Source organism: Streptomyces sp. NPDC090045 (genome assembly GCF_044747975.1).
GTDB lineage: Bacteria > Actinomycetota > Actinomycetes > Streptomycetales > Streptomycetaceae > Streptomyces.
On sequence record NZ_JBIVFA010000010.1, the window covers coordinates 198,801 to 213,424 of the forward strand.

At 73.1% G+C, this 14,624-nt stretch carries 11 protein-coding genes; 2 read left to right on the top strand and 9 right to left on the bottom strand.

Annotated features, from left to right (window positions below):
• Positions 1-22: 22 nt before the first annotated feature.
• Entirely contained in the window at positions 23-2,089 is a 2,067-nt protein-coding gene (locus tag ACIPYQ_RS25925; RefSeq protein WP_401255498.1) for a SpoIIE family protein phosphatase, read from the bottom strand.
• 146 nt (positions 2,090-2,235) lie between these two features.
• Complete coding sequence (locus tag ACIPYQ_RS25930; RefSeq protein WP_401255501.1) at positions 2,236-3,378, bottom strand: molybdopterin-dependent oxidoreductase; 1,143 nt, start codon at positions 3,376-3,378, stop codon at positions 2,236-2,238.
• Positions 3,379-3,828: 450 nt separating this feature from the next.
• On the opposite strand from ACIPYQ_RS25930, the gene ACIPYQ_RS25935 reads away from it, so the two are divergent.
• Positions 3,829-6,327 (top strand): discoidin domain-containing protein, encoded by a 2,499-nt coding sequence (locus ACIPYQ_RS25935; protein ID WP_401255504.1) that lies wholly within the window; start codon positions 3,829-3,831, stop codon positions 6,325-6,327.
• Between the two features lie 84 nt (positions 6,328-6,411).
• Here ACIPYQ_RS25935 and ACIPYQ_RS25940 read toward each other — a convergent pair whose 3' ends face one another.
• On the bottom strand, positions 6,412-7,626 hold the full coding sequence (locus ACIPYQ_RS25940; RefSeq protein WP_401255507.1) for an aromatic amino acid transaminase: 1,215 nt from the start codon (positions 7,624-7,626) through the stop codon (positions 6,412-6,414).
• On the bottom strand, positions 7,619-8,638 hold the full coding sequence (locus ACIPYQ_RS25945) for a DMT family transporter (RefSeq protein WP_362237134.1): 1,020 nt from the start codon (positions 8,636-8,638) through the stop codon (positions 7,619-7,621). The genes ACIPYQ_RS25940 and ACIPYQ_RS25945 overlap by 8 nt, the downstream gene beginning before the upstream one ends.
• Positions 8,639-8,774: 136 nt before the next feature.
• Between ACIPYQ_RS25945 and ACIPYQ_RS25950 the strand changes: the two genes are divergently transcribed.
• Positions 8,775-9,257 carry an Lrp/AsnC family transcriptional regulator gene (locus ACIPYQ_RS25950; RefSeq protein WP_361769755.1) on the top strand — a complete coding sequence of 161 codons (483 nt, stop codon included), beginning with the start codon at positions 8,775-8,777 and terminating at the stop codon, positions 9,255-9,257.
• Positions 9,258-9,282: 25 nt separating this feature from the next.
• Here ACIPYQ_RS25950 and ACIPYQ_RS25955 read toward each other — a convergent pair whose 3' ends face one another.
• From ACIPYQ_RS25955 to ACIPYQ_RS25975, 5 genes are all read right to left on the bottom strand, one after another.
• A complete protein-coding gene (locus tag ACIPYQ_RS25955; RefSeq protein ID WP_401255512.1) occupies positions 9,283-9,801 on the bottom strand; it encodes an O-acetyl-ADP-ribose deacetylase in 519 nt (172 codons plus the stop codon).
• A gap of 64 nt (positions 9,802-9,865) precedes the next feature.
• Positions 9,866-10,078 carry a hypothetical protein gene (locus ACIPYQ_RS25960; protein ID WP_401255515.1) on the bottom strand — a complete coding sequence of 71 codons (213 nt, stop codon included), beginning with the start codon at positions 10,076-10,078 and terminating at the stop codon, positions 9,866-9,868.
• A gap of 24 nt (positions 10,079-10,102) precedes the next feature.
• On the bottom strand, positions 10,103-11,521 hold the full coding sequence (locus tag ACIPYQ_RS25965; RefSeq protein ID WP_401255518.1) for a phytoene desaturase family protein: 1,419 nt from the start codon (positions 11,519-11,521) through the stop codon (positions 10,103-10,105).
• 72 nt (positions 11,522-11,593) lie between these two features.
• Positions 11,594-12,430: an inositol monophosphatase family protein gene (locus tag ACIPYQ_RS25970; protein WP_362243430.1), complete on the bottom strand. Its 837-nt coding sequence runs from the start codon at positions 12,428-12,430 to the stop codon at positions 11,594-11,596.
• A gap of 138 nt (positions 12,431-12,568) precedes the next feature.
• Positions 12,569-14,545 carry an FHA domain-containing protein gene (locus ACIPYQ_RS25975; protein WP_401255522.1) on the bottom strand — a complete coding sequence of 659 codons (1,977 nt, stop codon included), beginning with the start codon at positions 14,543-14,545 and terminating at the stop codon, positions 12,569-12,571.
• Positions 14,546-14,624 lie beyond the last annotated feature (79 nt).

A 14,624-nucleotide genomic window follows, 5' to 3' on the forward strand; every position in this document is an offset into this window, starting at 1 on the left:
TGCGGCGCCGCGTGGCGTCCCGTCACGCCGGCCGGGTCCGGGCCAGCAGCACCGCCACGTCGTCCTCCTGGGCACACGGCAGCAGCGACCGCAGGATCCCGTCGCACAGTGCCTCCAGCGGCTGCTCCCCCCGGCGCAGGGCCTGCGCCAGCTGGTCCATGCCCTGGTCGAGGTCCCGGTCCCGGGCCTCGATGAGGCCGTCGGTGTAGAGCACGAGCAGGCTCCCCTCGGGCAGCCGCAGCTCCTCGGTGCGGAAGTCCTGCCCGCCGGTGCCCAGCGGGGTGCCGGGCGGTCCGTCGAGGAAGGAGACGCTCCCGTCGGTGGCCACCACGGCCGGCGGCGGATGCCCGGCGCGGGCGACGACGCAGCCGCCGGACGCCGGGTCGTACACGGCGTAGACGCAGGTCGCCATCTCGTCCTCGCCCAGGTCGGCCACCACGGCGTCGAGCGAGGCGAGCATCCGCGCCGGGGACACGTCGTGGCGGGCGAGGGTCCGTACCGCGGTGCGCAGCTGCCCCATGACGGCGGCCGCGTGGATGCCGTGGCCCATGACGTCCCCGATGACCAGCCCGGTCCGACCGCCGGGCAGGGGGATGACGTCGAACCAGTCCCCGCCGACGTCGTGGTCGCTGGCGGGCAGGTAGCGCCCGGTGAGCGCGAGGCCGGGGACCTCGGGCAGCGCGCTGTTGGTGAGGCTGCGCTGGAGGGTCAGGGCCGCCTGCCGCTGGCGGGTGTACATCCGGGCGTTGTCGATGTTGAGGGCCGCGCGGGCGACCAGCTCGTCGACGAGTACGCAGTCCTGCTCGTCGAAGGGCTCCCGCTCGCGCGTGCGCGTCACGGTGACCGCGCCGAGCACCGTGCCGCGCGCGACGAGCGGGACCAGCCGTGCGGAGCCCAGGGTGGCGAGGTAGGCGCGCAGGGCGTCGGCGCGCGGGGACGTGATCAAGGCCGGGATGTCGGAGACGTAGAGGTTCATGGGCCGCCCCTCCGTGACGATCCGCTCGTAGTGGGTGCCCACGGGGATCTGGAAGGTCTGGCCGGGGGTGAGTTTCGCGGTGGGGGCGGTCGGGTCGGGGAAGCGGGCCGCCAGGCGGCGCAGGACGCCGCGGGTGGAGGCGGCGGGCACCACGCCCTCGTCGGGGCCCAGCACCGCTTCGAGCAGCTGTACGTCGGCCGAGTCCGCGAGCTGCGGTACCAGCACGTCCACGATCTCCTGGGCGGTCTGGTGGAGGTCCAGGGTCGTGCCGATGCGGGTGCCGGCCTCCGCCAGCAGCGCGAACCGGTGCCGGGCCCGTTCGGCCTCGGCCTGCGCCTGCTGGCCGTCGGTGATGTCGATGAGGGAGGCGATCACCCCGAGGGCCCGGCCGGAGCCGTCGAGCAGCGGGGCGTACGAGCAGGACCAGGTCCGGTCGTGCTCGGGGTCGGCGGGGGTCCGCCCGGTGCGGCGGACGTCGACGACGGCGGTCCCCCGGTCGAGGACCTGCCGCATCGTCGCCTCCAGGGCGTCGGCGTTGACCCCGGGCACCACCTCGGTGAGCCGTCTGCCCAGGTGCTCGGCGGCGGAGACGCCGTTCATCCGGGCCAGCGCGTCGTTGACCCGGAGGAAGCGCAGGTCGGGGCCGAGGGTGGCGAGGCCGATGGGCGACTGGGTGAAGAGGCTCTGCAGGGCGGCCAGCGAGTCCCGCATGTGGAGGACCTCGGAGGTCTCCACGGCGATGAGCATGGCGCCCGTGCGGCCCTGCGGGTCCACGGCGGGCACGATCCACATCTCCATGGGGACGCGGTGGCCGTCGCGGTGGCGCACGGGCAGGGTGCCGACGACGGTCTCGCCCGCCTGGACCCGCCGGGTCAGCTGGTCGGCGAGCTCCCGGTTGGCCTCGGGGACGAGGACTGCGGCGCCGGGCCGGCCGATGATGTCCTCGGGCCGGTGCCCGAGCAGGTCCTGGGCGGCCAGCGACCACTCGACGATGCGGCCGTCGGCGTCCTCGCGCCAGAGGGCGATCGGCAGCAGCTCGCGGAGCACGCCCGCGTACCCGACAGCCGCCACCGGCTGCTCCGGCACCTCGCTCGTCGACTGGTAAGTGTCCAATGCACCGACCTCACCCCGGGGGGCTGATTCCTACCGATTCACCCTATCCGAGGCGTGGGCGCGGGGCTCTGTGTCCGGTGGCGGAGGCGGCAGGGGTGCAGGCCGGGCGGGTGCGGGGCGACCGGCCGCCGGCCCGTTCCGCCGGCTCATACGACGACCACCTCGACGCAGGCCACGGGGTTGCAGCCGTAGCCGCGGGCGTTCCACGGGGCGTGCGCCGGCTGGGTGTCGCCGTGGGCGTCGGTGGCGCGGGAGAGCAGCCGGTACGGTCCGGGGCGCTGCGGCGTCCACCGGTACGACCAGCCGCTCCAGCCGTACGGGCCCGCCGGCGGTTCGAGCACGGCCGGGCGCCAGTCCAGGGCGCCGTCTGCGCCCCCGTCGCCGCCGGCTCGGCCGCCGTCGGGGTCCGGGCCGTCGTCCTCGTATGCGGCCCGCACCTCGACGCTCCGTACGGGGACCCCGCCGCCCGACCAGGCGCGGCCGCGGACCAGGGTCTCGTGGCCGCGGCACACGGCCGTGTCCGGCTCGGGCTCGGTGATGACCGACTTCACCCGCACGGTCGTGACGGGCCCCTCGGGGGTGCCGCGCGAGGCGACGTAGAGGTACTCCACGGTCTGGAAGGCGCCGGTGAACGCGTGCGTCACGGCCCGCACCCCGACCAGCCACTTCACATCGGCGACGGCGTACCGGCCGGGGACCACCAGGCGGACCGGCGCCCCATGCTCGGGCGCCAGCGGCTCGCCGTTCATGCGGGTGGCGAGGAGGGTGTCCGGGTGGAGGGCCACGGCGAGCGGGAGGCTGCGCTCGAAGGGCGTCGGGCGGCCGTGCACGGTGCCGGAGTCGGCTCCGGTGAAGACGATCTCCACGACGGCCGGATCGATCCCGGCCCGTTCGGCGAGGGCGTGGAAGGGCACGCCAGCGAAGTGCGCGCAGCCCACCGCCTGCTGGCTCCACGGCAGGCCGGGCGGGGGCGGTCTCATCAGGCCGCGGCCGTTGCCCGCGCACTCCACGACGACGTCGAGCTCCCGGTGTTCCATCGCGAGGAGTTCCGCGTGGCCGAGGGTGAAGGGAGCGGCCGCGGCGCCGTCGAACCGGAGCCGCCACCGGGCGGGGTCGGTGCGCGGGATGCCGAAGTGGTCGCGTACGAAGAAGGCCCCCACGGGTGTGACCGGCTCGGCGAGCGCGGCCGAAGGCGTCTGGGCGTTGTACGGGTCGGCCGTCACGGTCTCGGGCTCCCAGACCGTGGCACCGGGCCCTCGCGCACCTCGTGAAACCGGCCATGCGGTCATCGCGGCACCTTCCGTCGGACTCGTTCCGAGCGCGGCGCGGATTTACTTTCAGCGTACTTCCGGCAGGGTCTTGACTACGGATGAATAGGGAGGAAACTCATCAATACACCGGATAACCGGATAGAGCCGCACCTCCCTCTGGAGACGTCCTCAGGCCCGCGTGACCCTTGTCCAGGCTCTGGCCAGGCCCCCGGCAGCATCTGTCGACCAGGGGAGCCATCGGCGACGGCGGATGGCTCATGGAATCGACGGAACTGCCGGGGACTGTCGTGTCCGGGCCCGTACGCGCACATTTCAGCGGCAATGCCGCTTCACGCCAACTCTCCCTTTTTCCAGGAGAGTTGCGATTGATCTGACCTATGTTCTCTGGGGCATGTCCCGTCGCCCCAGGAGGTCAGATTGCAGTCCAGGCGCTCCCTCGCCTTTCCACGCCTGTTACGCCGTTCCCACTTGCTCATAGCCTTCGGCCTCGGCTCACTGCTGATCGGCCTGACCCCGTGGCTCGGGGTCTCCAGCACGGCGGCCGGCCGGGCACCGGCCCCCCGGCCCACGCCCGTCCCGCAGGACCAGCAGACCGCGAAGCAGTCGCCGCACCACGGCATCGCGCCGGCGAACGCGATGGAACCCACGGCTCCCGTCCTCGACCGGACCGGATGGACGGCCACCGCGAGCGACGAGGAGACCGCCGGCGAGAACGGCCGCGCGGCCAACGTGCTCGACGGCAACACCAACACCATCTGGCACAGCAAGTGGAGCGGCACCGCCACTCCCCTGCCGCACACCCTCACCATCGACATGCGGCAGACCTCGGTCGTCTCCGCACTCGTCTACCGCCCCCGCGCGAACGGGCCCAACGGGCGCATCGGTGAGTACAGCATCAGTCTCAGTACGGACGGACAGGGCTGGGGAGCACCCGTCGCCACGGGCACCCTCGCCGACGACGCCGCCACCAAGACGCTGGGATTCGCCCCGCAGGGAGCCCGGTTCGTGCGCCTCACGGCGCTCACCGAGGCGGGCGGCCGCGGACCCTGGAGCTCCGCCGCCGAGATCGACGTACTGGGCGACCCCGGCACCCCGGCGGCCACCGTCGACCTGTCCCGGACCGGATGGACGGCCACCTCGAGCGACGAGGAGACCGCCGGCGAGAACGGCCGCGCGGCCAACGTGCTCGACGGCAGCACCAGCACCATCTGGCACAGCAAGTGGAGCGGCACCGCCACCCCGCTGCCGCACACGATCACCATCGACATGCACCGCACGTCGGCCGTCTCCGCGCTCGTGTACCACCCGCGCGCGGACGGAGCCAACGGGCGGGCGGGCGCGTACAGCGTCCAGACCAGCACCGACGGCCTCACCTTCGCCGCGCCGGTGGCCTCGGGCACCTGGCGGGACGACGACACCGTCAAGACCGCCACCTTCACGCGGGCCGAGCAGGCCCGCTACGTACGCCTGACCGTGACGAGCGAGGCCGGCGCCCGCGGCCCGTGGACCTCGGCCGCCGAGATCCGCCTGAGCGGGCCGGCCAGCCCGGCCGTCCACGGCTCCTGGGGGCGGATCACCGGCTTCCCGCTGGTGCCCGTGGCCACCGCCGCCCTGCCCGGCGACAAGCTGCTGGCCTGGTCGGCGTACGCGGTCGACCGCTTCGGCGGCAGCAACGGCTACACCCAGACCGCGATCCTGGACCTGAAGACCGGCAAGGTCACCCAGCGGCGCATCGACAACACCGGCCACGACATGTTCTGTCCGGGCATCGCCATGCTGGCCGACGGCCGGGTGCTGGTCACCGGGGGCAGCAACGCGGAGAAGGCGAGCATCTACGATCCGGCCACCGACGACTGGTCCGCCACCACCAGCATGAACATCGCCCGCGGCTACCAGGCGATGACGCTCCTCTCCACCGGTGAGGCCTTCGTGCTGGGCGGTTCCTGGAGCGGGGCGGCGGGCGACAAGGCCGGTGAGGCCTGGTCGCCGGACACCCGTACCTGGCGCAAGCTCCCGGGCGTCTCCGCCGTGCCCGCGCTGACGGCCGACCCGGCCGGACCCTACCGGGCCGACAACCACATGTGGCTGTACGCGACTTCGGGCGGCAAGGTGCTGCAGCTGGGACCGAGCAAGCAGATGAACTGGATCTCGACCACGGGCCAGGGCAGCATCACCGCCGCCGGCACCCGGGCCGACAGCCAGGACGCCATGACCGGCAACGCCGTCTCCTACGACATCGGCAAGCTGCTCACCCTGGGCGGCTCCCCCGCCTACCAGGACAGCCCGGCCACCCGGCGCGCCTACACCGTGAGCGTCTCGGGCAGCCAGGCGCAGGCCGCCCGGACCGGGGACATGGAGCACGCCCGCGCCTTCAGCAACAGCGTCGTCCTGCCCGACGGCAAGGTGGCCGTCTTCGGCGGGCAGGCCTATCCGGTGCCGTTCAGCGACGCGACCTCGGTGCTGACGCCCGAGCTGTGGGATCCGGCGACGGGAGCCTTCACCCCGCTCGCCTCGATGGCCGTGCCGCGCAACTACCACAGCGTGGCCAACCTGCTGCCGGACGGGCGGATCTTCTCCGGGGGCGGGGGCCTGTGCGGCGACTGCGCCACCAACCACGCCGACGGGGCGGTCTTCACGCCGCCGTACCTGCTGAACGCGGACGGCACGCCGAAGCCGCGTCCCGTCATCTCCGGTGGCGTGCCCTCCCGGACGGCCCCCGGCACCTCGCTCACGGTGAGCACCGAGGGCCCGGTGGCGTCGTTCGTCCTGATGCGGGCCGCGGCCGCGACCCACTCCACCGACAACGACCAGCGCCGGGTCCCCCTGGTGTCCACGGCCGCCGGAACCAACTCCTACACGGTGTCCGTTCCCGCCGACACCGGTGTGGTCCTGCCGGGCAACTACATGCTCTTCGCCCTCGACGCCCAGGGGGTCCCGAGCATCGCCAAGTTCCTGACCGTCTCCTGACCCCCGGGGTGGCACCCGGGTGAGCCCGGATGGTCCCGAGCGGTGTCCGGCCGTGGTTTCCGGCCGGGCACCGCTCCTCCCCGGCTACGCCGTCTGCACGGCCCGGAGCGTGTCGGCCGTGCCCAGGACTCCCGCGATGCCCCGGGCGAGGCAGGGGATGCGGTGCGCCGGGATGCCCGCGATGTTGATCCGCCCGGAGGTCGTACCGTAGATCGCGTACTGCCTGCGCAGCTGGAGCATCTGCGGCGCGGTGAGCGGCAGCATCGAGAACATCCCCTTCTGCCGGGCGAGGGAGCGCGCCTGCTCGGCGCAGCCCAGGGCGCTCAGGTGGGCGGTCAGATCGGCCCGGTTGGCCATGATCCGGCTGCGCATGACGTCCAGTTCCGCACGCCAGGCGGCCCTCAGCCCCTGGTCCTCCAGGATCGTGGTGACGACGGCCGCGCCGTGCTCGGGCGGCATCGAGTACAGGGTCCGGGCGGCGTTCTGCAGGGCCGTCTCGGCGTGCCGCACGGCCTGGGCCGAGGACCCGAGCACGATGGCGCAGCCGACGCGGTCGCTGTAGAGGCCGAAGTTCTTCGAGCAGCTGACGGCTATGAGCATCTCCGGCACGCGCGCCGCGAGCATCCGCGTGGCCAGCAGGTCGGCCTCCAGGCCGTCGCCGAGCCCGTGGTAGGCGAGGTCCACGAAGGGCACCCAGCCGCCGCGGACGGCGGAGTCGGCCAGCGCCTCCCAGTCGTCGAGCAGCGGGTCCACGCCCGTGGGGTTGTGGCAGCACCCCTGGAGCAGCACCACGTCGTCCCGCCGGGCCTCCCGCAGCTCGCGCAGGACGCCGGCCGTGTCGAAGCCGCCCTCGGCGTCGCGCCAGCCGTACGTACGCACCTTCAGCCCGGCGGCCTCCAGGATGGGCCGGTGGTTGACGTAGGCGGGATCGCTGATCCACACCGTGGTGCCCGGGCGGGTCCGGCAGACCAGATCGGCCAGCAGCCGCAGCGCACCGGAGCCGGCGACGGTCTGGACGGCCGCGGCCCGGTCGGCCGGCCCGCCCGGACCCAGCACCAGGTCCAGCAGGGAGCGGTTGAAGGCGGCGTTCCCGGAGAGCCCTCGGTACTCCTTGGACTCGGAGCGCTCCGCCAGGCGCATCTCGGCCTCGCGCACGGCGGCCATGACCGGGGTGGTTCCCGTCTGGTCCCGGTAGACCCCGAGGACGAGGTTCAGCCGTTCGGGCCGCTCGTCGCTGCCGAACTCGTAGGTCAGGTCCCACAGCGGATCGGTGGGCGGCGGGGGGAGGAGCTCAAGCATCTGCGGGAACCTCGGGGCGGGGTCGGGGACGGCGGTTGGCGAGGACGACGCCGGCGGTGATGAGGGGGACGCCGACGAGCACGGCGAGGGTGGGCGTCTCGCCGAGCAGGGGGATGGCGAGCAGGACGACGGCGACGGGGCTGAGGCTGCCGACGACCGAGCTGCGCTCGGCGCCGAGCCTGCGGATGGCGAAGGCGTAGAGCAGGCCGGCGCACAGCCCGACGCCGAGCCCCTGCACCACGAGGAACAGCGCGATGTCGCTGCCCGCCGCGTGCGCGATGCCCGTCGGGAGCACCCCGGTCAGGACCAGGACCGCGATCACGGCGAAGGAGGGCAGGCACAGCAGTCCGATCGATCCGACGGGATCGAGGTCCACCTCGCGCAGGCCCACCGTGTAGAGGGCCCACAGTCCGCTGGCCACCAGGAGGATGCCGGAGCCGGCGAGCACGTCGGTGTCCACCGGGACCACGTAGCGCCAGACGAGGGCGGCGACGCCGGCCGCGATCAGCGCGAGTCCGGCCGTCTGCGTCCCGCGGGGCACCCCGTGCCCGCGGCGGATCATGATCGCGGAGACGAAGAGCGGGACCATGCCGGGGACGATCGAGCCGACGAAGGCGGCGGAGGTCAGGGCGCCGCCGTGCATCGCCGCGAGGAAGAAGGGCACCCCCGCACCGCAGATGATCTTGGCTGCGGCGCCGGGCCGTACCGCGGCGATGCGGTGGCGGCGGCGCCACAGGGCGGGGAGGAGCACGACGAGGGGAACGCCGAAGCGCAGCAGGGCCGCGTCGGCCGGCAGCAGGGAGGAGGCGCTCAGGGCGCGGGCGCTGAGCGCGAAGGCCGCCCAGATCGCCACGGTCACCAGCAGCGCCAGCAGGCCCTCGGCCTGCGGGGAGAGCCGCGGGAGGAACCGCGTGAGGAGCTGCGGGGAGAGCCCGCGCCGGCCGGGGTGTCCGGCCCGCGGGCCCGCCGCATCGGGAGGCACGGTCGCCCGGGTGGTGTGCGTCGCGACCAAGGGAAATGCTCCAGCCTCTGGGACTCGGACCGGTCCGGTCCGTTCCAGGGCAACGCTAGGGCTTCGGGCGGGGCAGCCGATTGCCAGTTCTGTCGCTCGGACATACGTTTGGGGCAGAATCTGCCAAGGAGGGGCCGTGGACGCAGTCGATCTGCAGATCATCCGGGAATTGCAGGCCGACGGGCGCCTGTCCAACCAGGACCTGGCCGACCGCGTCCGGCTGTCCCCGTCACCCTGCCTGCGCCGGGTCCGGCGGCTGGAGGAGGCGGGCCTGATCCGCGGCTACACGGCCATGGTCGACCAGGTGGCCTTCGGGCTCCCGGTCACCGTCTTCGTACGGATCCGCCTGGAACGCCACACGGCGGAGGCGGTGCGGCTCTTCGAGGAGCACGTCGCCGTCATCGAGCACATCCAGGACTGCTACCTGATGGCGGGCAGCAGCGACTACCTGCTCCGCGTCGTCATCGAGGACCTGGAGGCCTACGAAGCCCTGGTGCGCCACCGCATCCACGCCATCCCCGGTATCGCCTCGATCGAGTCGAGCTTCGCGTACGGCAGCGTCAAACAGTCCAGGACCTACCCCCGGCCCAACCCTGGCGCCTCGAGGCGATCGCCGTGACGAATCGCCGCGGGGGCGGAGCGGCCTAGCGGGCGTCCGACAGGGCCGTCTCGAAGGTGGTGAAGGCGGCCGCGTCGAAGAGGACGAACCTGACCTCCTGCACCTCGGTCCGGGCCGACCGCACCGTCTCCACCGCGATGCGGGCCCCGTCGTCCATGGGCCAGCCGTAGATGCCGGTGGAGATGGCCGGGAAGGCGACCGTACGGGCGCCCAGTTCGTCGGCGATCCTCAGCGACTCGCGGTAGCGGGAGGCGAGCAGCTCCGACCGGTCCTCCTCGCGCGACCAGACCGGGCCCACCGTGTGGATGACGTGCCCGGCGGCGAGCCTGCCGGCCGTGGTGGCGACGGCCCGGCCCGTCGGCAGTCCCTTGCCGTAGTGCGAGCGCCGCAGGTCCTCGCAGGCCGCGAGGATCTCCGGCCCGCCGCGGCGGTGGATGGCGCCGTCCACCCCGCCGCCGCCGAGGAGCGAGGAGTTGGCCGCGTTGACGATCGCGTCGGCCTTCTCGGCGGTGATGTCGCCGAGGACCAGGGTGATGCGGACCATCGGTAGTCCTTTCGCGAGCGGCGCCGCCGGCCGGCCGTCACGGCGGCCGAGGGCCCGCGTCTGTCTATCCGTGCCTTTTACGCTGCCTGAACGCCGCGGTGAAGAGGCAGCCGAGCGTGGCCGCAGCGAATCCCGCGGTGAGCATCCATTCGCCGCGTGCCGCGAATATCGCGGTGAGCACCGCCATGATCACCGCGCTGCACAGGTCGAAGTAGAAGAGCCCTCTCTCCCTGTCGCCCGTGTCGTTGCCGAGAACCACTACTTCCTCCTGCGCCATGGAAATGTGCGTGCGGGGCCGGCGTCAGGCGTCCTGGCGCAGGTGGCGCCAGACCGCCTTGGCGGCGTTGTGGCCGGACATGCCGTGCACCCCGGGACCCGGCGGGGTCGCCGACGAGCAGAGGAAGACCGCCGGGTGGGCCGTCGTGTACGGGGAGAGGGTGATCTTCGGGCGCAGCAGCAGCTGCAGCCCCGAGGCCGCTCCGCAGGCGATGTCCCCGCCGACGTAGTTGGGGTTGCGGGCGGCCAGCTGGGGCGGGCCGGCCGTGGCACGGGCCAGGACCAGGTCGCGGAAGCCGGGGGCGAAGCGCTCCAGCTGACGCTCGACGGCCTCGGTGAGATCGCCGTCCCAGCCCGCCGGAACGTGCCCGTACGCCCAGAACACGTGCTTGCCCTCGGGCGCCCGGCCGGGGTCGACCAGGCTGGGCTGCGCGGTGATGAGGAAGGGGTTGCGGGGGGCCCGGCCGCCCGAGGCCAGCTGCAGGGCGGCGTCGATGTCGCGGGTGCGCGGGCCGATCTGGACGGTGCCGGCGCGGCGCGGCTCCTCGGCGGTCCACGGGACCGGGCCGTCCAGCGCGTAGTCGATCTTGAAGACGGAGGCGCCGTACCGGTAGCCGTCGTAGGCGCGCCCCAGCCGGGCGATCCGGGCCAGCGCGGTCGGCGAGGTGTCGAAGACGTACGCCCGGGCCGGCGGGAGGTCGTCGAGCCGCTTGACCTCGAAGCCGGTGTGGATCGTCCCGCCGAGGTCGCGCAGGTAGGCGGCGAGCGCGTCGGAGACGGACTGCGAGCCGCCGCGCGCCGTCGGCCAGCCGTTCGCGTGCGCGGCCAGCGCGAAGACCAGGCCGACGGCGCCGGTGCCGATCCCGCCGAGCGGGGCGATGACGTGGGCCACGAGCCCGGCGAACAGGGCCCGGGCCCGCTCGTCGCGAAAGCGGCGCAGGAGCCAGGTGGAGGGCGGCAGCCCGGCGAGCCCGAAGCGGGCGAGGGTGACGGGGTCCCGGGGCAGCGCGGTGCTCGGCAGGGACATGAAGTCCCGGGCCAGGGTGTCCCACTTGCCGAGGAACGGCCCGACGAGACGCCGGTAGGCCCCCGCGTCCCGCGGCCCGAAGGACGCGGCCGTCTCCGCCACCGAGCGGGACAGGACGGCGGCCGTTCCGTCGTCGAAGGGGTGCGCCATCGGCAGCGGGGCGTGCAGCCATTCCAGCCCGTACCGCTTCAGCGGCATCGTGGCGAAGACCGGGGAGCCGACGCCGAGCGGGTGCACCGCCGCGCACGGGTCGTGCCGGAAGCCGGGGAGGGTGAGCTCCTCGGTCCGGGCACCGCCGCCCACCGTGCCGGCGGCTTCGAAGACGGCCACCGAGAAGCCGCGCCGGGCCAGTTCGACGGCAGCGGTCAGCCCGTTGGGCCCCGCCCCCACCACGACCACATCGAGAATCGACGGCACTTGCGACTCCTTCGTTTCCGGCGGCGCCTGCGCCTCCAGGATATTGCGCCCCGTAGCCCGGGCTGGACACCCCTAGGACGGGGCCCGGCCGCCTCGGAGGAGCTCCCGGATGCGTACGGCGGTGGCCTCGTCCCGCCCGACGGCGAACGGCAGCGCGTTGTCGCGGTCCACCCGGAAGGGGACACCCTCGACCGTGCTCTGCGCCCCGCCGGCCTCGGCGACCAGCAGCAGCCCGGCCGCGTGGTCCCAGGCCGAGGGCCAGGTGAAGGCCAGGGCGTCCATCTCGCCGCGGGCCACCTTCAGGTACTCCAGGCCCGCCGAACCGCACGGCCTGGCCGCCACCCCGGGCACGTCCAGCCGGGCCAGCGTCCGCTTGTTCTCGTCGGACGTGTAGAGCGGGTGGGCGATGGCGACCCGCAGCGCGGCGCCGGCCTCCGGCGAACCGCTGTGGATCCGCTCGCCGTTGACGTACGCTCCCTGCCCGCGCACGGCCGTCGCCAGCTCCTCCAGCGCCGGGGCGAAGGTCCAGGAGGCGAGGATCTCCCCGCGCAGGGCCAGCGCCACCAGGGTGCAGAAGGCCGGGTCGCCGTTCACGAACTGGCGGGTGCCGTCCACCGGGTCGACGATCCACACCGGGGCGTCCGCGCGCAGCGCCTCGTACACCGTGGGATCGGCGTGCACGGCCTCTTCGCCGACCACGGCCGAACCCGGCAACAGGCGGGTCAGGGAGGCCGTGAGGTGCTCCTCGGCCTTGCGGTCGGCGACGGTCACCAGGTCGTGGGGCCCGCTCTTCTCGTCGACCTCGTGCTCGGCGAGCTGCCTGAACCTCGGCATGATCTCGATCGCCGCCGCCTTGCGGACGGCCTCTTCCACATCCGGCAGGCCATGGGTAAGGAACTCATCGATCATGTGCCCATCACATCACGCCCGCACGGCAAACCCCACCCACAATCCGCATCGGACCGCTGGATTCCGGGTGTACTGCGGGTGAACCGGGTCGGCGCCGCCCCCTGCCGGGGGCGGCGCCCTGGAGACCTCCGAAGGAGGTCAGCCGACCGGAGACGGGCTCCGGGGGTCGGCCGGACGGGGGACGAAGACCGGGGAGTCCGACTGGTAGAAGAGGTCGATGTCGGCCTCCTCGCCGCCGACGATCAGGGTGTCCCAGGCGCCGCTCTCCCGCAGGGTGCGCAGGGTGGCCGGGGCGATCGAGGCGAGGTGGGACCGCAGTTCCCCGTCGCCGGGGAGGCCGGGCATGCGGGGCGCGAGCCGTTCGCGGATGCCCGCCATACGGTCCAGCAGCGCGTCCAGGTCGCTCCCGTCCGCGGCACCGGCCGCGCCCGCAGCGCCGGCCCCAGCGGCCGCACCGGCACCGGCACCGGCACCGGCACCGGCGGCCGCACCGGCACCCACACCGGCCTCCGCGCTGCGCCCGATGATGTCCTTGATCGCGCGGGTGACACCTTGTTCGTCGGTGGTCACCATGGCGTTCCAGGCCCGGCTCTTGTGCCGGTACTGGAGCATGGACATCGCCGCCTCGTGCCGGATGAAGTCGGCGTCCCGCAGCGGCTTGCCCTGCCAGGCTCGGCTGAGCGAGCGGGCCAGCGAAGTGGCCGAGGCGAGGCCGCTGTTGAGGCCGCGGCCCGGCCAGAAGTGGATGGCGTTGGCCGCGTCGCCCAGCAGGAAGCCGAAAGTGCCGGGGGTGGTCGCGGTCGGGCGGTGCAGCTGTGCGGTGAACCGCGGGCGCTGCACCATGTCCAGCCGGAACGAGGTGATCGCGGACAGGTCCTCCTCGGCCACCCCGAACAGGCTGAGGCCCTGCCGGATCTCCTTCCACAGCGGGGAACCGCGCAGCAGGGCGGGCAGGAAGAGGGTGCCGTGGGTGGGGCAGCGGAACTCGTTGTCCTCCTCCTGCCGGCTCATCAGGCAGGGGCGGGCGGCGATGCACTCCTCGAAGACGTGGCGGACCGGGTCGATGCCGATGACGTTCTTGACCTCCTCCCGGGTGAGCCGCATGTTCAGGAAGCCCTCGCCGCGCAGCGAGTTGAGCAGGAAGCGGTTCTGCGACACGGTGAGCAGCACGCTCATCGGGTCCGGCAGCCTCGACTTGACGCGCAGCCCCAGTACGACGTCCTGGAGGTGCTCGCCGTCGAGGGAGTAGATCGAGGCGTCGGCCGCGCCGAAGCGGTCGGCGTAGTGCTCGCGGGTGCGGGAGCGGCCGCCCTCGGCGACCACCAGAACGTGTTCCTGGGTGATCCGGTTCTGCTCCTCCGCCACGTCGAACCGCTTGGGAACCAGCCGGATCGAGGACTTCCGGTTGGCCAGGTCCAGCAGCCGGTCCTCGATGTGGGCGATCCGGATGTTGCGGGGCGGGCGGCCGTCGACCGAGTCCGGGCCAACGGGCCACATCTCGGAGTAGGCCCCCTCGTCGTCGAAGAGGGCGGCGAGCACCTCCTCGGACAGGGCGAGGTACTGCCGGCTCTGGACGGTCACCACCTGCTGGCGGCGGAAGTTCCCCTGGGTCTCGTCCTTCCAGACGACGGAGGAGCCCTTCCTGGTCCAGCGCCCGTCGAAGACGGTGATGGCGGTGCGCCCGGGCAGCATCTCGTCGAGCGCCAGGGCGAAGGCGAGGCCGACCGGGCCGCCGCCGGTGATGGTGACCCGCAGCGTGCCGGGGTCCGCGGCACTCGGGCGGGGCACGTCCAGGAGCGAGAGGTCCATGACCGTCTCCATGGCGTCCTGGGCCTCGTAGAGGAACGTTTCGTCGCCGATCCGGATGCAGTCGTTCGGACGCAGCACATGCCGCGTGACGCGCTGGTCGTTGACGAAGGTGCCGTTCCGGCTGTCCCGGTCGTAGAGGACGAAACCGGCGTCCTCGGTAAGGATCTCGGCGTGCAGCCGGGAGGCACTGGGACTGACGATCACGACGCTGTTGTCGCTCTTGCGCCCGAAGCTGAGGGGCTCGCCGCCCAGGACCACGCTCTGCCCGGTGAAGGGACCCGTGCGTCCAACGATGACCGAAGGCACTCCACACTCCTTGAAAAAGACGCCTGCTGACTCCTCGTACGACAGCAACACGCCGTCGCGAACGTGTTCGGTTCAACCA